Consider the following 22,312-nt stretch of genomic DNA (forward strand, 5'->3'; position numbering starts at 1 on the left):
CCCTTCCATTATGTTAATAGGAGGGAAATTGGTCTTTTCTATATAACCATATCTACCTCAATGGCTGTATAGGTGTTTCTTCCTTTTTCTTTTGATTCATATAGTCCTTCATCCGCTTTTAAAACTAATAAGGAAGGAGAAAGTTCTTCTTTGGGAATGATTGTTGCAATTCCAATACTTGCAGTAAGGTATGGACCAACTTTCGAGAAGTTATGCTCTATTTGCTTTGCAGCGAGTTTGCTCTTTCATTCATTTGCTACTTTGACTGCTTGAGAAGAGTCTTTATTTATAATTAGTTGAGTACTTTAACTCCTTGTTGTTGCTTTAAAATAAAGTTTAATCAAAAATACCTCCCAAGCCAGCGTTTTACGATAAATAAAAGAATCAATTTTGAAAAAAGATTGATCAAAATTGATTCTTATCCAACAGATTTAAGTTTCGGTTTTATAAAAAAGTTTGATCATTCTATGTATTTCTCCACAATCACGCCCTTTTCTAGAACAATTATATAACCTAAAATTCTTCATTTTTAATTTTGCTCTTGGAGATCCCCCAAAAAAAGAGTCCATAGAATAGACTCTTAAAATCGAGAATTAATTTTCCTGTAACTCTTTCACTTTTCTGTAAAATCATATCTTTTTGTCTCCTGTCGGAGTCAATGATTCTCATTATGAGAATCAAAAAGCATTAGATATGCAAAAAACTCAGATGTTTCTTGATTAACATGAGGTGTGTCGATTCCACGTTCAATAATCATATCAACTTTTAGTTCTTCGCAATTGGAGGTTATTGCATTTAACTGGGATTCAATAATGACAAGTATTCTTTCATTATCAGATGTAATCCCCATATGATTGTAGTAATGATCACTTTTTTCATTTCTTACTACTTCATACGAAATGAAATTTAAGTTATCCAAGTTAGATTTTATAGGGTCGTTTTTGTGTACATTAATATAGTTAAGCATTGTCATTTTTAAGAAAATAGCTTCGGATTCTGATAATTCTGTTTCGACAATATCTAATTTTTTTTGAAATGCGGAGATAACGTCATTAACTGATTGTTACGGTCGAATCTCATGGGAATATTGCTGCTTCAAATATGCTTTGTACTCAACATGGTCCACGTAATCACCTCATTAATATAAGAAATGAAAGATGCTCTAGAGAACATTTCGATTCTATTTCAAAATTATCATTAAATTTATACAAGCCATTATTACTCCTGCCATATATAGACGGAAGAAAAACAACTTTTTATTCGAGGTGTGCTGGATTCCTATAAAGACACAATAAATATTGGTATAGATATTCTCCCTATCCACCTTAAGTATTCAGGAGTGTTCGGAAAAAATTCTCCATAATGATCTATTATCATAGCTATTAAGGCTATGATTTTCAATATAGTCGTAGACATCCGTAAACATCCTTTTATAATGCTATTGTACAAATCCACTAAAGCTACTTGGTGCGTCAAATTCTAAAAAGTATTTATCGTTTGCTACTACAGGGTATAAAAAAGCAACTAATGTATTACCTGATTTCACAGTCCAAGAATTTACATTGCCCCATTTGTTGTACCTTACTAATTGCACCTTTAATGTACTACTATGGTGGTTTTTCACTTCAATTCTATATTCCTAATCAGGCTTTATAAGATTAATAGTTATTCCTATATTTTGAATGATAATATAATATACAGATAGAGTATAATATGAGGTAAAATATGTCAATTATCATTATTAATATTCTGAATAAAATGTCAATTAATACTCATATCCCTGTGTGATATTCTTCAAACTATAGTATAAATATGGCACTTATCTAAATAATTGGAAGGGAGAAATGAAATACTTAGAGATAGACTTTCCTCTTAAAGTCAAATAGGAAAAAGACGATATTTCTAATCCTTTTTACAAAAAGAATCAAAAATATCGTCTAGAGTGACAAATCAATATTCTGCCAATGTCTCAATAATACGATCTTCTATTTCTTTTCCTTTTTCTTCATCCACGAGATGATTTAGTAAGATGGAAAAGATGTATTTTTTTCCGTTTGTACTTTCCATATATCCAGATATTGTGCTGACAGAGGTGAGGGTTCCTGTTTTTGCTATAACCTTCCCTTTGGTGTTTTCTCCGTTTAATCTATTTCTAAGCGTACCTCCTACCAATCGTTCCTCCATACCTGAAACAGGTAATGCTTGACTGAATGTTGCAAACCAAGGTTCTGCTTGAACTTCGTATAAAAATAGACTCAAATCATTAGCCGAAATATAGTCTATAGGAGATATACCAGATCCATCGCGAATAAGCATCTTGTTTGGGTCCAGTTGAAAAGCAATTAATTCCTCTTTTAAAACCGCTAATCCTTTTTCAAAATTTCCTTCTCCTTTCTTAACAACCCCCATTTCTTTGATTAATGTTTCTGCAATCGTATTATTACTCAATTTCATAAAAGGAATGAGTAATTCAGAGAGAGGAATCGAAGCATGCGTGGTAATAAGGGAGGCTATTTGTGGAGTTTTTCCTTTTTGGACTGCCCCATTCCATTGTATTCCTTCTTTCTTTAATGCTTGCTGGAATACGTCTAATGTATACTTCGTAGGATTATCTACTGAAACCCACTCTTTTTTTAGAGAAGTAGTAATAGGTAGTCTCCCAGTAACAGTGACCACTTTACTATTATGTTTTCTCTCCACTTTCAAGCTAGTCTCAGACTCTTTATCCCCTGTTTTCACCATATTTTTTATTTTTATTTCCGATGTTCTAGGAATACTGTTGATTACGACAGGCTCGCCAATATTTTTTCCAGGCTTTATTTCCAGTAATACGGTCCCAGCGTCATATTCTTTATTTGGTGATAAGGTTAAAGCAGAAATCGGCGCTCCATAATAGGTTGATGCATCACTCCATGCTAAATCAACGGAATATGGCGTGTCATCATACCAAGAATCATCACCAATGATGTTACCATCAATGTAACGGATTCCTTTTTGCTTCAGTTCTTTTGCCATTTTTTCTAAATCAGTTGCTAGTAGACTCGTATCTCCATTCCCCTTTATGTACAAATTTCCTTTCAAATGCCCATTTACCACTCTACCATCTCCATAGATTTCCGTAATAAATTGATAGTCCTCCCCCAATACTTTTAAGGCAACGGCGGATGTCAATAACTTCATATTGGAGGCTGGTGTTAATCGTAAATCACTCATATGTTCATAAAGGATGTTGCCAGATTCTTGATCGCGTATGCTAATTCCTGCAAGACTTCCTTTCAGATCAGGTTCTGATTGTAAGAGAGATTCAAGTGCAGTGGATATCGTTGCTTTTTTATGTGTTTCTGCTGCTAAAGCCATTGGAGAAAAAGCATTTGGTGTGCTGCCAGATAGGAAAATGGAGAATATCAAAATTTGTAATATTCCCTTTTTCAAAAAAGCCATTTTCTCACTCCTTATTATATGATGCTTTCCACCATGGATAAGTTGGGTGTTAAGTGGACTAAAGGAATAGTCTGTCCAGTTTTTTGAAAATTACTCCTAATATATGCGGAAAAATAGTTAAAACTGACATCCTGGACAATAAAAACTTTTTTTAGAAGAGATTTTAATTTTCTTTATTTTATTCTGGCAGCGTGGACATGCTTCTCCTTCTCTATCATATACTTTGCAAATATCATTGTAGCTCCCTGTTTTAGTATCACCTAAATAGAGTGGATGTTCCATATATCCCCCTATATTGGTTGCTAGTGTCAGTGTGTTCTTTATGGAGCGAAAAAGATTTTTCATTTCAGGCTCCTTTAAGTCTTCTAGTTTTCTTGTTGGCAAAAGCTGTGCCTCATAACAAATTTCATCTGAATAACAATTGCCAATCCCAGCAATAAAATGTTGATCAACTAATTTAAGCTTTAAATTTCCTCTCTTCGTGTTTATAGTTCTTATAAAGAGCTCCTCCGTAAATGTAGAATTAAATGGCTCAGGTCCAAGCTCTTTCAGTTTTTCTTTACATTCTTCTAGGGTAAGCAAATGAAGATACCCTAAGCGTAATCCGATAAAATATAGATGTTTTTCTCCAAATGAAAATTGGATTTGAATCGTTCGTTTGGGCTTCTCTTCTTCTTTTCCGTAAAACATCCATCCACCAAGCATTAAATGAAGCAACAAGATTTTTTGATTGGATAAATGAAAAAGTAAATGTTTTGCACGTCTTTCGATTCGAATGATGGATGCATTTTGCATTTGATTTAAGAAGGCAGGAATCGGAATATTTATTGATTTTTCACGATTTATGGCAATAGCAGTAATCGGGCGGTTGACAATCAATTCACTTAATAGGATTTTGTAGTTTTCCATTTCTGGTAATTCAGGCATAGTATCCTCTCCTTTATCGCTTCCTCTTTATTTTTTCCAGATGAATGGAAACTATTATAAAAAAAGCCATAGTCAAGAATTGCAGATTTACAACGTTAAGGGAATTCTCATATTAAAGCCCAATTTCTCAACATTTATATTTGAGAAATTGGGCTTTTGTAATCGTCAGTTAACTTTGAACACTTTTTGTTGCATTGAAGTTAACACTTTGCTGGAAATTAGAACTTGTACATTGTTACTTTACATGCAGCCTCTGCGGATAAGTTGATGAGCCATGAAGCCAGATGCACCAAGATATCTGTCTCAGCCAAATTAGGCTATCCTGCCTTCCTTTCTAAATAAAGTGCTCGTCATTACTGGAAAATAGTGTTCAGTCTTATTCAGCATTTTTGGTAAGAAAGTGTTCATTTCTACTTGGTGGTTACAGATTTTTTTCGTTGCTCCGTTAAAGCCTGGTCTTAATTATTCAATTTCCTAAAATCCTCACTATAATTGGGTGGAGTAGAAATAAAATTATGTCCTTCGCTTAACATTTTTAATCACTACTTTACAATGGGGAATACTTGACATGCTGACCATACTGTAACTTAAATCCTGATCGGCTACTTCATAATCCACTCGATCCACAAGAATTAAGACGCACTTTCATAACTTCAATCGTTACCCATTCTCCTCTACTTTCAATAGGTCCATTTAATGATTGGCTGCCATCAGCATCTTCACCCTTTATTTTTATATGCTTCTATAATATAAAGAGCATCTATCAGAGTTGGAGGCAGAGATAGTTGCTCTTTGTATTGAAGAATATAAGATTATCAATCTAATCTATCCCTGGTATCGGTGAAAAATCGCTGAAACGATTATTTCAGAAATTGGAGAGATAGATTGGTTTAACCAATCAAAAATTTGTCCCATTAGCTGGAGTGGATCCTGAGGTGTTTGAATCCGGTAAATTTTAATCTACTATGGTTCGTATTACAAAACGTGGATCAAGTAGGTTGCAGCCCTCCTTATATATGGCTGTATTCGTTATTGTCGTAAACAGAAAACAACTGATGAAATTATCCCTAGAAACAAAAAATTAAGAGCGTTATTCACCAGCAAATCAAAGACCAAATAAAAGATGCTATTTTCAAAGGAGAGATTGGTGAGGGTGATCCTCTCCCATCTATTCGAAATTTTGCCCATGACTTGAAGGTAAGTGTTCTTACTATTCGTCGCGTTTACGATGAATTAGAAGAAGAAAGGTTTATTACAAGTCAAGTGGGAATTGGTACTTTTGTCTCTACCGGCAATCTTGAGCTGATTCGAGACTCTAAACGTCATCTTGTTGAGCAAGTAATGCTTGAGTTAATTCAAACCGCAAAGACATTGAGAATTACTAAAGAAGAGTTAAATGAAATGATGAATATTCTATATGAGGAGGATGGACAGTGAGTAGCATTTTAGAAGTAACAGGGCTAAATAAATCTTATGGAGATTTTTCTCTTTCTGATGTTAGTTTTACTTTAGAGGAGGATTGCATTACAGGGTTTATTGGTATCAATGGAGCAGGGAAAACAACTACAATACGGACAATACTTGGACTTGTAACAAGAGCATCAGGTACTATTAAATTCTTTGGAAAGGATATGAACAAATATGAACAGGAATTAAAGGATCGTATTGGGATTGTTTTGGATGATGGAGGCTTTTATGATGAATTGTCAATGGCAGAAATGACAAGCATTATATCCCCTGCATATTCAAGATGGAGTGAACAAGATTACAAAACCTTTATGGAACGCTTTTCCTTAAACCCACGCCAAAAGATTGCCACCTTATCAAAGGGGATGCGTATGAAATATTCATTGACTTTAGCACTTTCCCATCAGGCGGACTTACTGATAATGGATGAACCTACAAGTGGATTAGACCCCTTAATCCGAAGTCAGCTTATGGAAATCTTGAAAGATTATATGAAACAAGGAGGTAAAGGGGTTTTCTTTTCGACGCATATCACTTCTGATTTAGATAAAGTTGCAGATATGTTAATTCTCATCAACAATGGTAGGATTTTATTTGAAGAAGAAAAGGATATTCTGATTGACACTCACCGTTTGGTAAAAGGCGATATAAAGGATTTGACTGATGAAACCAGAAACTTGTTCTTGAATATTCAAGAAACAGAATTTGGTTTTTCGGGTATAACCAATCAATTGTCGAAGGTTCAAACAAACATGCACGACATTCTGATTGAAAGAGCTACAATTGAAGATATTATGCTTGGATACATAGAAAAGGAGACAAAAAATAATGTTATTACATCTCGTTAAAAAGGATATTCTCCTTGTCAAGAAATACTTACTATTTATGTTGCTTGTAGTAATTGCTTTCCCACTATTTATTATGGCTCGCAATCCTGAATTTTTAGGTTTTAACACCTTTCTAATTTCAGTGATTTTTACAGAATTTATGCTCTATCAGTATGTATCGATTGCAGAAATGAAATACCCTAAAGCTACCGCGTTACTTTGTGGTACGCCATATTCTCGCAGCATGCTCATAAAGGCAAGATATGCTTTTCTTCTTTTGATTTTTACCTACTGCTATGTAGCATATACCGTATTAGCACTGTTCGTGCCTAAAGTTGAATATCTTACCCTGTTAAGCACACTTACTGCTCTGCTGATTTCGACAATATTATTTGGCGTATATACACCCATACAGTATAAATTAGGTTATGAAAGAACAAAGTATTTCTTCTCAATTGTTATTGTAGCAACACCATTTATCTTGCCGGCACTATCAAACGTAGATATCAGACTCGATTTTATTGAACTATCTGCAATGTCTATGTTAGCTAAATGTTTGATACTGATTGTGGCTGTTATTGCTATTCTTTGTATCTCTTTGATTGTATCCATAAAGATTTATTCAAAAAAAGATTTATTATAACTGTTAAAGAAATATTATCAAAAAAGGAGGAAAGAGAGTATGCCCATTTTACCAACACCAATAGTAATACTTCTTGTATTATTTCCCTTTATATATTTTGGTTATAAGTTTTATAGAAATCATAGAAAATAGTAAACTTGAGAAATTGTTACCGTTAGGTGGGAACATATTAATTTACGAGGTGGATACCACTTTAATTTGGAGAAAATAGTATCCTTAGATTCTTTAAGAGCACTAAAGTATTCTTAACGTTGTTAAAAACAGGCTTAGCGTTGTAAACCCGTATTTAACTGAAGGTACCCATAGATTACTCTTTATGCATCACTTGTTTCTCAATTCGATAACCAAGTGCTTCTATCGCATATTGGATGCCTTGCTCCAATGTCGCAAATGTTTGAATATGTTTTATATCCACACCAGAATTAATTATTTGCATGCTTAATGAAGGATTAATACCAACGAGAACACATTCTCCTCCGATTAATTCGATTGCTTTCACTAAGCCCTGAAGTCGAAAAATGATAAAGGAATCAAATTCACTAATTCCAGTTAAATCAAGCAACAGGAAGCTTGCACGGCGCTCGGAGAATTCTTTTAATCCTTTTTGCAGTAAATCTTCAAAACGCTCATCATTAAATTTACCAATTAGGGGAATTGCTATTATTCCTTGCATAACAGGCATTACTGGTGTCGAAAGATGTCTAATTAAAGTAGACAATTCTTTCGTGCGCTTCTCTACCATTTCTTCTAATTCATTTATGTAATTTGCTTCTTTTCCTCTCGCTATTTCATGGACATTATGGTGTGGTGTATTAGATGATACGAATATATTCATTTCATCATAATCCGCTCCACTTGATTGTGTTTTTGTTAACTCATACCACATATTCTCTTGAAATAGACCACTGAAAACACCTGCCCAATGACTAGGTAATAAAACAGCAGATTGGTTAGGATTCAGAGATTGAAATATCCGATGTTCCCATGTGTTTTTCAACTGCACTTTAACAGTTTTCGCTTCTTTATTAAAGGAGGTAATTGTAACATTTCCCCAGCCGGCACTGGAATAAATTTCACTGTATTTCTTGATAACTTCCTCGATTGTAAAACGATTTTGATAATAGTCATTTACTAGGAGACCCATGCGGAATCCCGTCGTTTCAAAGACAGCATTGGAAGCATCCGGTCCGGAGATTTCCATAATCGTACTTAAAAAAATTTTAAATGCATTATCCCAAAACAAGAGTGCTGGCGCTCCATCAAAATGGAAAACACCATCCTTCTTATTCCATGAAAATTCACTAGAATTAATCTGAACTATTTGATTCGCTTCTTCTGACATTTCTCTCCCTCACTTATAAAAACGATTATATTTCTATTTTTTCTACACCTTAAGCAGTTAAACTTCCTTGTAATGCAAATAAAAATGCATATGCTAGTTTTAATGCTTCGCCAATTTCCATGTTTTTGTGAAAACTGTTGACTTTTTCTAAAGAGAAATTAACATCCCATATGCCGTCATTTCCATTAAACATTAGTTGGTAATTAGTCTCATCTCCGCTTAAATGCTCTTCCATAAATGAACGGATTTCTTTTTCCTTCTTTTTTGGAGCTTTTAACCCACATAATACTTCATAAGTTTTAAAGACGGAATCTACTTCTAATGACAGAGAATCAACTCCAATAACCTCGAATGCCTTTGTTTCCACATAGAGATATACATCTATATTTTTTTCAAAGTATTGAACTTCTTCCTTTAAGAAAATGGCATCGATATTTTCTTGTACGACTTCGTCCGTTTCTTTATTCGCAAGCTCCATATATAGATCTGAAAAACGCTCTGCGGTGGTTCCTACAACTATATTGTCCTCTGTAAGTAGTTCTTCTTTTCTAACATAATTCAATTCTTCTTCAAAAAGAACAACTTTTCCTTCTTTTTGTGCTTTTTCTAGATGATTTTTCATTTCCGCTTTTAACAATGGAATGAGCTCCTTTCGATGTTATATTCCTATTTTGGCTAACAAATTTATCTTTTTCCTGCTCGCTTCTTTGGTTTTGTCCGTTTTTTAGCAGGTGATTGGAATGTACTTGAGTTCTTATTGCTCTCTGAAAAACGTTTTCGTTTGTTATCATTACTTTGTCTATCAGATCTAGATGGACGAGATGTCTCTCTATTATTTTTAGGAGAACCTTGCTTTTTGTCCTTTTTTACTTGAGGTTTCGTTTCCAGCTCTTTTTTATTTTTGTCTGTCTTTTTAGGCTGTTGTATTTTTTCTATTTTAATAGCCAATTGTTCCTCAATAGTGTCTAATAGGTCTCTATCATCAGAGGAATAAAAGGTAACTGCATACCCTTCTGTTCCTGCTCTACCCGTTCTGCCGATTCGATGCACATAGCTCTCCGCATCCTGTGGAATATCATAATTATAAACATGTGTAATACCATCAATATCCAATCCTCTTGCCGCAACATCTGTAGCAATTAATAATTGGAATTTTCCATCTCGAAAAGCTTTCATAACTTGCTCTCTTTTTGTTTGCGACAAATCTCCATGTAATTGGCCACAGCTAAATTTATTTGCGAGCAATACTTCATATAATTTGGTCACACGACGCTTTGTTCTGCAAAAAATTACGGCCATATAGGGATTCGCTTCCTTAACTAAGGTCATTAACGTTCCTTGTTTTGCACGATCAGTTGTATGTATGCTTACTTGCTTAACCGTCTTTGCAGGCCCTTGTTTTGCTTCTACTGTAAAATATTCGGCATTTTTCGTATATTTTTTCGCAAGCTTTTCTACTTCCTTTGAAATAGTTGCAGAAAATAACATCGTTTGTCTCGACTTAGGTATATGTCTCATGATATAGCTAATCTCATCTAAAAATCCAATGTGAAGCATTTGATCTGCTTCATCTAATACAAAATAAGAGATTTTACTTAAATCAACCGTACCGCGTTTGATATGATCAATTAATCTGCCTGGTGTAGCGACTACTATTGATACATCTTTTTGTAAGACTTTCAATTGCTTGTCCACATCCTGCCCGCCGTATACAGCTAGCACCTTTATTGCCTCTTGTTTCATTTTCATGATTTCATCGGTTATTTGAATGGCTAGCTCTCTTGTGGGTGTTAAGATTAGTGTTTGAATGTGTTTTGCATCAGTATCCAATTTTTCTAATATCGGCAATACAAAAGCAAATGTTTTGCCTGTCCCCGTTTGTGCTTGGGCAATTAAATCTCCTCCTTTTAGGAGTGGTGGAATGACCTTTGCTTGAATGGGGGTTGGCTGTTTTATTCCTTGTTTTTTAAGTTTTTCGATGGTTGATGAAGACAATCCGAGATCTGTAAATGATTGCATTGTTTCTACCTACTTTCCTTGCGCTAATATAGCGATTCCCATTTATATATTTTGGCTTTTTCTGAAGAAATTATCAAGCGACCATAAATAAAGGCTACAGGTAGATTTGAACATGCAAACTCTACTTGTAGCCTGACATATGCTTATATTAATAACGATTTAATTCTTTTATAATTTCCTCTAACGCATTTTTGCTTTTGTTCTGTTGCATTTTTTCAATCATTAACGCCCTGTTGCGTTGAATTTCTTTAAGGGTATGAAGGAAATGGTCTTTCGTTAACGACTCTTCTTCTATCATATAGGAGTAACCATTTTCCGTAAAGACTTTTCCATTTAATATTTGATCGCCTCTACTTTGCTGTTTCGTTAACGGAATAATGACCATGGGTATCCGTAATGCTAGAAATTCAAAGATAGAATTCGATCCGCCTCTTGTAATGACTACCTCCGTCGCTGCTAAGATATCAGCTAATTCCTCATACACATACTCAAATTGCTTATAACCTTTTATCCCTTCATGCTCTTCTGAAAGATTGCCTTTGCCACATAGATGGACGATTTGATAGGTTTGCAATAGAGTATCTAAATTATTACGAACGACTTCATTTATTTTTTTTGCACCGAGGCTCCCGCCCATAACGGTAAGAATCGGTTTTTGACTAGTAAAGCCTAGAAATAGCTTCCCTTTCGCTTGTGAACCAGAGAGTATTTCTTTTCGAATCGGAGAACCTATCGCTTTACTTTTTTCTGTAGGAAGATATTGCAATGTTTCTTCAAAAGAGGTGAAGATTTTCGATGCAAATCGCACAGATAATTTATTGGCTAATCCTGGTGTTAAATCACTTTCATGAAGAATGACAGGTATCTTTAATTGACGGGCTGCAATGACAACAGGTACGGAAACAAATCCACCCTTTGAAAATACGACATTTGGTTTGATTTTTTTCAGTACTTTTCTTGCATCATAACAGCCTTTTAATACTTTAAAAATGTCTTTGACATTTTCTTTTGATAGATATCTTCGAAGCTTCCCACTTGAAATCGAGTGATAAGGAATATCAATCTTTTCAATTAAATCTTTTTCGATTCCTGCTTTGCTGCCGATATAGGAAATATCCCAATCTTGTTTATTTAACTCATTAATGATGGCAATATTAGGGGTAACATGTCCAGCTGATCCCCCACCAGTAAACACAATTTTTTTCAAAATGTATCAGACTCCTATTCTTTTTATCCATTTTCGCAGCGAAAAAGCCAGATGTTACCATAAGGAATCTGGCTTTTCATTAATCTAGTATATGACGATTACACTAATTTCAGAATCTCTTCAATTGCATATGCTACGCCACTCTCGTTGTTGCTCTTTGTAATATCGCTTGCTCTTTTTTTTATCTCTTCTGGAGCATTTTCCATCGCAAAAGATCTTGTAGATACTTCAAATTGGGTTACGTCATTACCGCCATCCCCAAAGGAATAAACTTCATCAAAGGAAAGATTTCGCAAGTTTTCATATCGTCTAATCGCTTTTCCCTTTTGTGCTTCACTTGACGTGATTTCACAGTTATTTGGAAAAGAAGATGAGAAAGAAATTGTATCATGTTTTTTTAAAGCCTCTTTCACTTTATCAATTTTATCCAATTGTGTTTCATCAACAACTGCGATTAATTTATAGATTTTAACATCTTTTAATTGAAGAATCGCTTCATAATCTTGTTGATCGAAAAGTGCTTGAATCTCATCCCAAGCTTTCCCTCGAAGCATTGGCAAAGTCCCTGGAAATCCACCTTGATTCGTATAGACAAGCACCCCAACCTCTAGGCTTTGTAATGCTTTGAGCAAGGTTTGATATAACTCAAGCGAAATTTGTGTTTCATAGAGCAGGTTTCCTGTTTCATCATACATCATACTGCCATTTAGGCAAAAAATCGGAAGCTCTAATTCTTTAACGCCATCTACTTTAATAACATCTGCGTATTGGCGTCCTGTATTTAAAATCACATCAATATGATGCTCCTTTAATTTTTGGATAACGTTTCGATTTGCTTCTGAAATTTGATGATGGTCATCTAATAAAGTACCATCTAAATCAATGGATACACATTTCATTTTTCTTTTCCCCCTAGCAATTCCAACAATGATACTTTCTTTATTTTAGCATATATTTTCCCTTTCTTTGTGATTATTTACTGCTTGTATCTAAAGGTTCTAATATAGCTTCTATGTCTGCACGTTTAGTCTCTAAAAATGGTGGGAGTGCAAGTGATTCTCCCAAATGTTCTAGAGCTTCATCTGTAGCGAATCCAGGTCCATCTGTAGCAATCTCAAATAAGATTCCGTTCGGTTCTCTAAAATAAAGGGATTTAAAATAGTATCGATCAACGAAGCCTGAATTTTGGAACCGTGCTTCATTTATTTTTTCAATCCAAGTGTGTAGTTCATCCTCATTATCAGCACGAAAGGCTACATGATGTACGCCCCCTCTTCCTAGTCGCTGTACTTTTAAATCGGTTCGTTCCTCTAGATGGATTTCCGCGTCAGAACCTCCCTCACCTGTCTCATATACTTGTATAGATGGCTGATTTTCGAAAGTGGATGGATAGGTATCTTTTAAGCGAAAGCCAAGTAAATCGGTTAATACACGAACAGTAGCCTCTGAACGACGTACCGTTAATTGAACTGGCCCAAGACCTGTGATTGCAAATTCAGTTGGAACTGAGCTTTTATCCCATGGACTGCCTGCTTTAACGAAGGGATCATGCTCATCTGACACAAGGAAAAATCGTTGTGTCTCAAAGTCTCTAAATTCCAATGTCAGCCGTCCAGCTCTTTCTGTTATATCTCCATGGTTGACACCAAAATCATCCAGACGTTTTACCCAGTAATCTAACGCTTTATCACTTGGCACTCGCAAAGAGGTTGCTGAAATGCTGCTTACCCCTTCTCTGTTAGGAGCCATATGGGGAATTTCAAAAAACGTGAGCTCTGTTCCAGGATTTCCTTGTTCGTCTCCATAAAATAGATGATAGACAGAAGGATTATCTTGATTGACTGTTTTCTTTATTAAACGTAATCCTAGTACCTTTGTGTAAAAGGCATAATTTTCTTTCGCTTTCGCTGTCATAGCAGAAACATGATGAATTCCTTTTAAATTCATAGAAGTCCCTCCTTCAAAATATGTATAGATGATATATAAATCCAATACTTAAGCATTTGTAACCAAGAAATAGTTTTCGATATAGGAAATTTACTCAAAGCGAAAAAAGGCATCTGCTTTTCATTCTAAGAATTTTTTTCTTCTTTAGAATGTTAGCGAAAATGATGCCCTTTCATTATATTATATTTGTATATCAAGTTGCACGGGACAATGATCGCTTCCCAATACATCACAATGGATATTTACATCAGTGATATTGTCTATTAATTGATTGGAGACGATAAAATAGTCAATTCTCCACCCAATATTTTTTTCTCTTACCTTTGCCATATAGCTCCACCATGTGTACACATCTGTTCGTTCAGGGTATAAATATCTAAAACTATCTACAAAACCTAATTGTAGTAAGCTAGTCATTTCCCCTCTTTCCTCTGTTGTAAAGCCGGAATTCCCAATATTAGGCTTCGGGTTTTTTAAGTCGATTTCTTGGTGAGCTACATTTAAATCGCCACAATAAATCACCGGCTTCATTGCTTCTAGTGATGTAATATATTGCTTTAGTTGTTTTTCCCATTCTACTCGATAGGATAATCTGCTTAAATCTCGCTTTGAATTTGGTGTATATACATTCAATAGGAAAAAGTTTTCGAACTCTAAAGTAATAGCTCTCCCCTCTAATTCTTCAAAGTCTTCTCCAATGCCATATTGGACAGAAAGAGGCTTTTCTTTAGTAAAAACAGCTGTTCCTGAATAGCCCTTTCTTTCAGCATAATTCCAAAATTGATGGTAGCCTTCTAATTCTAATTTTATTTGTCCTTCTTGCAGCTTTGTTTCTTGAAGACAAAAGATATCTGCATCTATTTGCTGAAAAAAATCCAAAAAGCCTTTTTTAACACAGGCTCTAATTCCATTAACATTCCAAGTTACTAATTTCATAAAAATACTCCTAACTATATCAATCTTCTAATTAATAAGAGTATCATGAAATGGGTGTTCGTTAAAGGATTATATCTTGGAAGAAAAGGCTGTTAAATTTACGAGCTTATCTCTAAATAATTTAAATAAGTAGGAATGTCCTATGCATCTTTCCCTACCCAATACCTAATAGTGGAACTACTCTATTTTCTTCATAACAATTCAAACTTCTAACCATAAAGGGAGATTAGCGCTTAGTTATTTAATTGATTGTATTCTGGATAGTGTAACAATAATGTTTCGTTAGCTAATTCCATCTGTTTACAATATGCTGCGTAAGAATTACTTAATTTTTTCATTGCGGGAATAAATACTTCATAATAACCACTAGCTTTATTAAACTCCTTAAATATATGATGAATTTTATAAATGGGAGAATTCTTGTATTGCTCGGATTTTTTGTACTCCAAGTATCGCTCAATTGCTTCCTTGTTTTCTGTTAAAAATATAGTAGGATTTTCAAAAGATTGTTTTGTTATTTCCAACAATTCATGAATATTATCTGTTTTTACATCTTTTGTACTTTCTAATAAGAACAATTTTAAGTCCTTTGTTAATGGTAATGTAGGCACATTATCTAAAAACGATATTATTTCTTCATACGCCGACTGCTGCACAGAAGTTGTGATAGGCTCGTTCAAAAAACGTGCAAAATGCATGCAAATAAATCGACCATAGTAGTCCGGAAATGCCTCCAATATCTTTTCTGTTACAGTTGCATGCTGTTCTAATGTTCTTAGTTCCTTGCTTATATCAGAATAATCTTTATCAAAGCTTAGTTGTTCCAGAAGAGATTTTTTCTCTTGATCCCTCTGTATAGCTATTTCTTTCTGTACGGATATCTTTTGTAATGTGTTATTTGTTTTATCGGCAAGGACTAACTTAATTTCTAATGTGCTAAGCCCCAGTTTTCGTAAAACATAAATTTTCCTTAAACAATTTAGATCATTTTCATTAAAATCACGGTAACCATTATCCAATATTTTAGGACATATCAATTTTTGTTCTATATAATATTCAATAGCTTTTTTAGTCAAATTTGATAATTTACTTGCTTCATTAATTAACATACTATCACCTCTCAAAATAAGCTTAATCTGACACCCAAGGGGATAGTCAATAAATATTTTTGAAATGTTCCTTGTTTCCCTACTATTCAAAGATTTTCCCAAAATTCCTTGTAGTAATTCATTCACAAGAACACTCCAATAACGACTTAAATATATCATGTTCGGATGACATTAAAAAGAAGTTACTTGTAGACAGAAAAAAGCCCTCCGTTGTTAAGGAAGGCGCATACTCGTTTATATCCAAACGTATAATCGTTAAAATGACATTTATTCATTCTTTAGTGTCAACTTTTTTTATAGTCAATTTCCTGTTTATTTACATAAATAAAGACGATGTTAGCGATTGTTAGCATCGTCTATCTAGTTCGTTTCAAAAAAATTTAATATTGTTTATGTGAATTTATTAGGGATAAAACTGCTTAAATTGTGAATATAACACGGAGACATTATTAACAAATACAAGCTCCCACAATGATTAATAAAATAAACAACACGACAACTAAAACAAAGTCATTCTTTTGATATGTTGGCCCACAATAACTGTAAGCAGGTGCTGTGTAGGTAGGGAAAGATGGAGCATTCATAAAAAAAGCAGGCGACGTGTTAGGCTGAGGTGGAACATTCGCACCTTGAGTTGGAGATGCATTTACGTTAGCATACATTTTCATTCATCCTTTCTTATAGTTAGGTTATCACTACATGATACTCTCAAAAATGAAAATGGAGCCCGTCTATAAAAAAATGGGTATGTACCCATTCATGAACATGATATTTACGGAATTGAAAAACTGAATCAGCCTTTGAACAGATATCCCAAATGTAGTAGATATTTCTGATATCTTTGAGTGGATATGGAACTGTAATTATGATGCACAACGGGTAGTTGGGGTTTGAAAGCAATACTTCTCGTTTGCCCTTTTGCTAATCTTGATAATTTGGTAAATGATGGTCTTGTCACCAAACTTGTCAGGACAGCAGAACGATTACTTCCCGGTATCCTCCTTTTATTAAGTACCTGAGTGATTTCTTGATTCGTCTTTATGGAAAAGCCATGCCCGAAAAATCTCCCATCTTCAAGCATAATAGCATTTAATCCTCTAAACCAAGGTGTTGTTAAATCAAAGTCTGGATTTTCAAAGTAAACAATGTCACCAGGTAAAAAACTACTTGAATGAAACGTAACTAGACCGAGGTCAGTATCCACATGCCAACTGTAAAGATAAAGATTTTGAAAATAAGCATTGAATAAATTTTTACCGATAGTCTGTAATGTAGCATAGTAATAAACTATGACAGAAGCAGTTGCGCATTCAAACGCATATAGCGAACTGTTCTTATAAATATCCATAATGGCATCAGATGGTTGCACATCTGATCTCAGCAAAAACCCACCAGCTATCGTTAATTGCCAATAATCAGGATTGCACCGTGCTTGCTCGAAAATTGTAAACTGAGCCTCAGTTTCATTCATTTCTTTTGCTCCATTAATGATATTTTTGCGCATTCTAATTTCGAACTGCAACTCCTCTAAAGAAGGATAAGAAAAGATGTTATGATCATCATGCATATACTGCAAGATAGCTTTTTCCATGTGCTCCAATGGCCAATTATCTTGAGGTTGAAAGGTTGTTCCTGCTATTTGTATCATTTGCTCCTCCATTCACACTTTTTTTCTTCTGGTGGGTATAAATCTAAGGTATTCTCTTTACCTCTTAAAAATGTAATGGTAATTGCATATTGAGTGGCAAATTGCAGTTTTAGATTTAAATGAAGTAAATTCTTCCATTAATTTTTGCTATATTCATTCTATTTTATTTAATGAAAAATAAATCCTAAATAAAAATAAGGTGATACTTCTTTCAAGCATCACCTAAAAAATGTTATTTAGAAACATGTAAACGAAACAATTCTTCTTGTGTCAATACCAAATATAACCCAAAATCTTCCATTCCATCTGAAGCCAGCGACAGATCTAGGACCTATTATAATAGGATAAACCCAAAATCCTTGACCATTACTTAGCCAAATAAAGGTATTACGAAACATACATAAGCTAATTGCACCTGGATCAATAGCAAACGGTGAAGCAACGGCTTGTTTAGGAGTAAATGGTGGAGGAGGAGCCGTTGGAGCTTGGGAAGGCTGAAATCCAGGTCCTGGAATACCAGGAAAAGCTGGAGCTCCTCCAAATCCAGGTCCTGGAGGAGATGGAATAAGGAAATTCAGAAATTGTCTCTCTAATTGTTGATTAGCGTTTATAGCAGGATAAACTTCATGATTAGACATTCAAACATAACCACCTTATATTTAATAAATCTCTAAAGTATTGTATGTTTTCCTGTATTTTGTGAAGCTTATTCGCTGTATTAAGGACCGCCCAATCTACAGAAAATTTTTTGCAACTACCAATATGTGTTTAGTCATATATTCCAATAAAAAAAGCTAAAAAGATGCAAAATTAAGCCATGCATGTTTTTAGCTTATTCATAAGTTCTCATCCTATATATACACTTTCACATGTTCCTGCCTTTGGTTCATAAAAACAGTGTTGTTTAAATTGCCCGGTAAAAGGTTGGTCATACCATGTTGGAGGACAAGCTCCGCTAGGATTAAAGTACCATAAAGCAAATCTTGCTGGATGTTCTCTCCAGTATTTTACATTTTGAAGTGCTAATCTTCTTTCCGATTCTCTTGCTCTTTGATAAAATACATTTCCTTTTTGTACTGCTTCAAAAGAGTAATTTCCCCCCTGTACTTGAAAAATGACTTGTTGAACGGTTCTTACATCTTTAAAATCTAAACAATTTCCTATAACACGATTTACGATTACATTTCCAACATATAGCATTCCTTGGTTTCCTTCGCCTTCAGCTTCAGCTCTCATCATTCTTGCCATTAAGTCAAGATCGGAATCTCGATAAGCTATTCTTGCCATTTTTCCACCTCCAAATTATTGTACGATAAAAAAATGAGATATATGACCTTGTGAAAGAAATTTTGAGGCTTAGTTTTTCCGCTCTTAAATAAAAAAAGAATAAGTGTTTGTTTATCCCTTTCTCTATTGTAAATGTTCAAGTAGAAGGAATGAAACTTCATTTCTACTCTCCTTTTAATACATTTTCGTAAGTATGCTGATAAAGAAGTTGACTAATTCCTTTCCTAATATCTTCTCCATACATTGGTCCTCCATGGCCAGTATATAAAATTTGTGGCTCAAGTGCATGCAGCTTTTCTATAGACGTGAAGCTAGTTTCTACGTCTGGTGTAAAGTACGCTGGTGGACCATGGATCTCTTTTTTCTGGGTTAAGACTGCAAAAAGCGATTCCTGTTTTACTGTAATAAGCGCATCCCCTGCAAGAAGCAATCGATCTTTTTCTCGAAATAAGGATATATGACCTTCTGTATGTCCTGGCGTATGAATCCATTTCCAGTCTGTTAAAAAAGGCAAGGAATCTTCCCTTGATATTGGTTTTATTTTGGAGTGAAAATCAATCCCATCTCTTGGGTAAAATGGAGAAAGAAATGACATTATTCCTTTTTCCTTTAATGGTGTTGGTTTCGGATATTTCTTCTTGCTTTCTAAATAGGGAATTTCTTTTTCATGAATATATACTGGAACATTCCACTTATTAACAAGGGTCTGTAATGCGCCAATATGATCAAAATGAGCATGGGTTAAAATGATTGCTAGTGGTTTCTTCTCGTTGAAAAGTTGTTTTGTGTTTTTTAGGATAAACGACGCTGAATAGGGTATTCCTGTATCGATAAGGACCCAATCCTCTTTCTTCGGTCCTAATCCTGCAATATAGGCTATATTAGCAATTGCTGTTCGATAACCAAATACATTTTCTGCAATTTTCATTTCATGCCTCCACTTTTTACTTTTAGTGTGACCAAATCAATAAAAGAAACACCTCTTTTATAGTAGAGTTATTCCTTAACCTGTAGTGTAAAAAGAGTACTTAAAATAAAATTATTGATAATTGATAGGAAAAGGTGTACGATACAGTTAATTAAATAGTTATGATTACACAATACGTGTAATCGCCTTCGGGGTCGGGTGAAATTCCCAACCGGCGGTGATGAGTGTTCGTAAAACTCTAAGCCCGTGACCCGTTTTATGAGATTGATTATTGGCTAATTGCAATACTTTTTATTCGAATGATATAGCTAATTTATAAAACGGTGGATTTGGTGAGAAACCAAAGCCGACAGTAAAGTCTGGATGGGAGAAGGCAAATAACAGTAAACAATATGGTATGAATTATAGAATGAAAAGATTTTTCACAATTCTTTTTCCTGTTTTTCTATGGATTTGTTTTGTTGTATTTGGTGATGCTGTATAGTGGTGTGTTTTAGTTGACGTAATATGTGCTAACTATACGAAAGCTAAGAATCGTTCTTCCTTTTTTCAAAAAGGATTTTGAATGATGTCCATTGACAGTGTTAGTTACAAACAACAATCGATAAAAGACAGCTTTTCTCTCATACAATACGTTTATTTAAGTATGTACTTGGCCCCGTATAAGTTTTTATACGGGGTTTTATGATGTTTTTTTCAGGGACTTTTAGAATTTAGTTCTATCCATTAAAAATGGTTGACCCCCATTAGCTATTTAAGAGCTTTAAAATACACGTTGTAGAAAGGAGGAAATTCCCCTTGTTTACTGGACTAGTCGAAGAATTAGGTGTTGTGAAGCATAGTAAAAAGACAGGGCATACGATTTCCATAGTGATTCAAGCAGAACAAATTATGGAGGATATGAAAATCGGTGATAGTATTGCCGTTAACGGTGTATGCTTAACGGTTACTTCCTTTGACTATAATTTATTCACAGTCGATGTTATGCCAAACACTTATAATGATACAACTCTTAGACTTCTAAGTAGTGGCACAGGCGTTAATTTAGAACGAGCGATGGCTGCTGATGGAAGGTTTGGTGGGCACTTTGTGTCTGGACATGTTGATTGTACAGGTACGATTATCTCCACACAAAAAGTGGAAAATAGCACATTGGTAGAAATTCAAATTCCAGAGAATCAAGTGCATCTAACCATGGATAAAGGGTCTATCACCGTTGACGGAACGAGTTTAACCATTTTTAAAACGACTCCTACTTCTATTTTCGTATCGCTCATCCCCCATACTTCTAAAGTCAGTATGATTGGGAATAGACGAAAAGGTGAGCTTGTTAATATTGAATTTGATCTTTTGGCCAAATATTTTTATTCCTTTATGAATAGAGACAAAGATCCAGTCGTAAAAAAAGAATCAAACCTAACTGCTTCCTTTTTAAGAGAAAATGGTTTTTAATCATGAATTTATACTATGAAAGGATGAAAACGATGTTTGATTCCATTGAAAATGCTTTAATTGATTTAAAAAAAGGTAAAGTTATCATTGTTTGTGATGATGAAGATCGAGAAAATGAAGGAGATTTCATTGGATTGGCAGATCATGTTACACCAGAAATGATCAATTTCATGGCAAAAGAGGGTCGTGGTCTTATTTGTGTTCCCATCCAACATGCTTTAGCAGATAAACTTCAACTCCCTCCGATGGTGACAAATAGTAGTGATCCGAGAAGCACTGCATTTACAATTAGTATTGACCATAGAGAGACATCAACAGGAATTAGTGCATTTGAACGTGCCCATACAATAAGCAAAATGGTTGATGCAGGCGCAATTGCTGATGATTTTACAAGACCGGGTCACATCTTTCCTCTCATCGCCAAAGATGGTGGTGTGCTAAACCGCAATGGACACACAGAAGCAGCTGTTGATTTAGCGATGCTTGCAGGAGCTAATCCAGTTGGAGTGATTGTAGAGATATTAAATGAAGACGGTACAATGGCAAGAGTGAAAAATTTAAAACTGATTGCTGATAAATTTGATTTAAAAATGATTACCATACAGGATTTAATTCGATATAGACAAAGTTTATTACAAAAGGTGGAATAGAAAATGAAACAAGTATTTGAAGGAAATTTAATTGGAACTGGCTTAAAAATAGGGATTGTTGTATCCCGTTTTAATGAATTTATTACAACTAGACTTTTATCTGGAGCCGAAGATGCATTAAATCGTCATGGCGTGAACGAGAATGAAATTTCTGTTATGTGGGTTCCTGGTGTATATGAAATACCTTTAGCTGCCAAAAAGCTAGCTGCATCTGGTAAATATGATGCCATCATTACACTTGGCACTGTTATTCGTGGCGCTACACCTCATTTTGATTATGTAAGTAATGAAGTCGCAAAGGGTGTGGCTAATGTTTCGTTAAGTACGGAAATCCCTGTTATCTTTGGTGTTCTGACTACGGAAAATATTGAGCAAGCGATCGAACGAGCAGGCACGAAAGCTGGAAATAAGGGCTGGGAAGCTGCAGTTAACGCGATTGAAATGGGTAATTTATATAGCCAGTTAACAAAAGCTTAAAAAAT

At 34.6% G+C, this 22,312-nt stretch carries 23 protein-coding genes, 3 pseudogenes and 1 riboswitch; of the genes and pseudogenes, 7 read left to right on the top strand and 19 right to left on the bottom strand.

Features of this window, described 5'->3' with window-relative positions; genetic code table 11:
• Positions 1–38: 38 nt before the first annotated feature.
• From ACTQ5K_RS17615 to ACTQ5K_RS17640, 6 genes and pseudogenes are all read right to left on the bottom strand, one after another.
• Positions 39–230, bottom strand: a pseudogene (locus ACTQ5K_RS17615) (diguanylate cyclase domain-containing protein); the annotation flags it as partial.
• Between the two features lie 425 nt (positions 231–655).
• Positions 656–919, bottom strand: a complete 264-nt coding sequence (locus ACTQ5K_RS17620) for a hypothetical protein (protein WP_441994150.1) — start codon at positions 917–919, stop codon at positions 656–658.
• A gap of 359 nt (positions 920–1,278) precedes the next feature.
• Positions 1,279–1,416 (bottom strand): TraX family protein, encoded by a 138-nt coding sequence (locus ACTQ5K_RS17625; RefSeq protein ID WP_311297637.1) that lies wholly within the window; start codon positions 1,414–1,416, stop codon positions 1,279–1,281.
• 22 nt (positions 1,417–1,438) lie between these two features.
• Positions 1,439–1,624: a hypothetical protein gene (locus tag ACTQ5K_RS17630; RefSeq protein ID WP_235252422.1), complete on the bottom strand. Its 186-nt coding sequence runs from the start codon at positions 1,622–1,624 to the stop codon at positions 1,439–1,441.
• Between the two features lie 326 nt (positions 1,625–1,950).
• Complete coding sequence (dacB, locus tag ACTQ5K_RS17635; protein WP_031539377.1) at positions 1,951–3,441, bottom strand: D-alanyl-D-alanine carboxypeptidase/D-alanyl-D-alanine endopeptidase; 1,491 nt, start codon at positions 3,439–3,441, stop codon at positions 1,951–1,953.
• A 117-nt stretch (positions 3,442–3,558) separates the two neighbouring features.
• Positions 3,559–4,368: an Fpg/Nei family DNA glycosylase gene (locus ACTQ5K_RS17640; protein ID WP_235252420.1), complete on the bottom strand. Its 810-nt coding sequence runs from the start codon at positions 4,366–4,368 to the stop codon at positions 3,559–3,561.
• A gap of 748 nt (positions 4,369–5,116) precedes the next feature.
• Here ACTQ5K_RS17640 and ACTQ5K_RS17645 point away from each other — a divergent pair.
• From ACTQ5K_RS17645 to ACTQ5K_RS17660, 4 genes and pseudogenes are all read left to right on the top strand, one after another.
• Positions 5,117–5,479, top strand: a pseudogene (locus tag ACTQ5K_RS17645) (transposase); the annotation flags it as partial.
• Complete coding sequence (locus ACTQ5K_RS17650) at positions 5,449–5,805, top strand: GntR family transcriptional regulator (RefSeq protein WP_031539380.1); 357 nt, start codon at positions 5,449–5,451, stop codon at positions 5,803–5,805. The pseudogene ACTQ5K_RS17645 and the gene ACTQ5K_RS17650, both read left to right, overlap by 31 nt.
• On the top strand, positions 5,802–6,683 hold the full coding sequence (locus tag ACTQ5K_RS17655) for an ABC transporter ATP-binding protein (RefSeq protein WP_031539381.1): 882 nt from the start codon (positions 5,802–5,804) through the stop codon (positions 6,681–6,683). The genes ACTQ5K_RS17650 and ACTQ5K_RS17655 overlap by 4 nt, the downstream gene beginning before the upstream one ends.
• Entirely contained in the window at positions 6,664–7,305 is a 642-nt protein-coding gene (locus ACTQ5K_RS17660) for an ABC-2 transporter permease (RefSeq protein ID WP_031539382.1), read from the top strand. Before ACTQ5K_RS17655 ends, ACTQ5K_RS17660 begins: the two co-directional genes overlap by 20 nt.
• A gap of 307 nt (positions 7,306–7,612) precedes the next feature.
• Here ACTQ5K_RS17660 and ACTQ5K_RS17665 read toward each other — a convergent pair whose 3' ends face one another.
• The 13 genes from ACTQ5K_RS17665 to ACTQ5K_RS17725 form a co-directional block, all read right to left on the bottom strand.
• A complete protein-coding gene (locus tag ACTQ5K_RS17665) occupies positions 7,613–8,647 on the bottom strand; it encodes an STAS domain-containing protein (RefSeq protein WP_251628277.1) in 1,035 nt (344 codons plus the stop codon).
• A gap of 49 nt (positions 8,648–8,696) precedes the next feature.
• Positions 8,697–9,284 carry a hypothetical protein gene (locus ACTQ5K_RS17670; protein ID WP_031539383.1) on the bottom strand — a complete coding sequence of 196 codons (588 nt, stop codon included), beginning with the start codon at positions 9,282–9,284 and terminating at the stop codon, positions 8,697–8,699.
• A 47-nt stretch (positions 9,285–9,331) separates the two neighbouring features.
• Positions 9,332–10,666, bottom strand: a complete 1,335-nt coding sequence (locus ACTQ5K_RS17675; RefSeq protein WP_031539384.1) for a DEAD/DEAH box helicase — start codon at positions 10,664–10,666, stop codon at positions 9,332–9,334.
• Positions 10,667–10,814: 148 nt separating this feature from the next.
• Positions 10,815–11,873 carry an undecaprenyldiphospho-muramoylpentapeptide beta-N-acetylglucosaminyltransferase gene (locus ACTQ5K_RS17680; RefSeq protein WP_031539385.1) on the bottom strand — a complete coding sequence of 353 codons (1,059 nt, stop codon included), beginning with the start codon at positions 11,871–11,873 and terminating at the stop codon, positions 10,815–10,817.
• A gap of 98 nt (positions 11,874–11,971) precedes the next feature.
• Entirely contained in the window at positions 11,972–12,772 is an 801-nt protein-coding gene (locus tag ACTQ5K_RS17685; protein WP_031539386.1) for a Cof-type HAD-IIB family hydrolase, read from the bottom strand.
• A gap of 73 nt (positions 12,773–12,845) precedes the next feature.
• A complete protein-coding gene (locus ACTQ5K_RS17690; RefSeq protein WP_235252417.1) occupies positions 12,846–13,820 on the bottom strand; it encodes a ring-cleaving dioxygenase in 975 nt (324 codons plus the stop codon).
• A 180-nt stretch (positions 13,821–14,000) separates the two neighbouring features.
• Positions 14,001–14,756, bottom strand: a complete 756-nt coding sequence (locus ACTQ5K_RS17695) for an exodeoxyribonuclease III (RefSeq protein ID WP_031539388.1) — start codon at positions 14,754–14,756, stop codon at positions 14,001–14,003.
• Positions 14,757–14,989: 233 nt separating this feature from the next.
• Positions 14,990–15,991, bottom strand: coding sequence for a MerR family transcriptional regulator (locus tag ACTQ5K_RS17700; RefSeq protein WP_441994151.1), 1,002 nt, complete (start codon positions 15,989–15,991; stop codon positions 14,990–14,992).
• A 323-nt stretch (positions 15,992–16,314) separates the two neighbouring features.
• A complete protein-coding gene (locus tag ACTQ5K_RS17705; protein ID WP_031539391.1) occupies positions 16,315–16,527 on the bottom strand; it encodes a YjcZ family sporulation protein in 213 nt (70 codons plus the stop codon).
• Positions 16,528–16,658: 131 nt separating this feature from the next.
• Positions 16,659–17,513, bottom strand: a complete 855-nt coding sequence (locus tag ACTQ5K_RS17710) for a protein-glutamine gamma-glutamyltransferase (protein WP_441994152.1) — start codon at positions 17,511–17,513, stop codon at positions 16,659–16,661.
• Positions 17,514–17,749: 236 nt separating this feature from the next.
• Entirely contained in the window at positions 17,750–18,151 is a 402-nt protein-coding gene (locus ACTQ5K_RS17715) for a collagen-like protein (protein WP_441994153.1), read from the bottom strand.
• A 208-nt stretch (positions 18,152–18,359) separates the two neighbouring features.
• Positions 18,360–18,800, bottom strand: a complete 441-nt coding sequence (locus ACTQ5K_RS17720; protein WP_441994154.1) for a cell wall hydrolase — start codon at positions 18,798–18,800, stop codon at positions 18,360–18,362.
• Between the two features lie 163 nt (positions 18,801–18,963).
• The gene (locus tag ACTQ5K_RS17725; RefSeq protein ID WP_441994155.1) at positions 18,964–19,728 is read right to left on the bottom strand and encodes an MBL fold metallo-hydrolase; all 765 of its coding nucleotides are present in this window, start codon (positions 19,726–19,728) and stop codon (positions 18,964–18,966) included.
• A 180-nt stretch (positions 19,729–19,908) separates the two neighbouring features.
• A riboswitch (FMN riboswitch) is annotated at positions 19,909–20,107 on the top strand.
• A 419-nt stretch (positions 20,108–20,526) separates the two neighbouring features.
• On the opposite strand from ACTQ5K_RS17725, the gene ribE reads away from it, so the two are divergent.
• From ribE to ribH, 3 genes and pseudogenes are all read left to right on the top strand, one after another.
• Positions 20,527–21,180: a riboflavin synthase gene (gene ribE, locus ACTQ5K_RS17730; RefSeq protein ID WP_031536506.1), complete on the top strand. Its 654-nt coding sequence runs from the start codon at positions 20,527–20,529 to the stop codon at positions 21,178–21,180.
• Between the two features lie 32 nt (positions 21,181–21,212).
• A pseudogene (gene ribB / locus ACTQ5K_RS17735) lies at positions 21,213–21,803 on the top strand (3,4-dihydroxy-2-butanone-4-phosphate synthase); the annotation flags it as partial.
• Between the two features lie 30 nt (positions 21,804–21,833).
• Positions 21,834–22,307, top strand: a complete 474-nt coding sequence (gene ribH / locus ACTQ5K_RS17740; protein WP_441994156.1) for a 6,7-dimethyl-8-ribityllumazine synthase — start codon at positions 21,834–21,836, stop codon at positions 22,305–22,307.
• Positions 22,308–22,312: the final 5 nt, after the last annotated feature.

Source organism: Niallia sp. Sow4_A1 (genome assembly GCF_052116745.1).
Taxonomy (GTDB): Bacteria; Bacillota; Bacilli; order Bacillales; family Cytobacillaceae; genus Niallia; species Niallia hominis.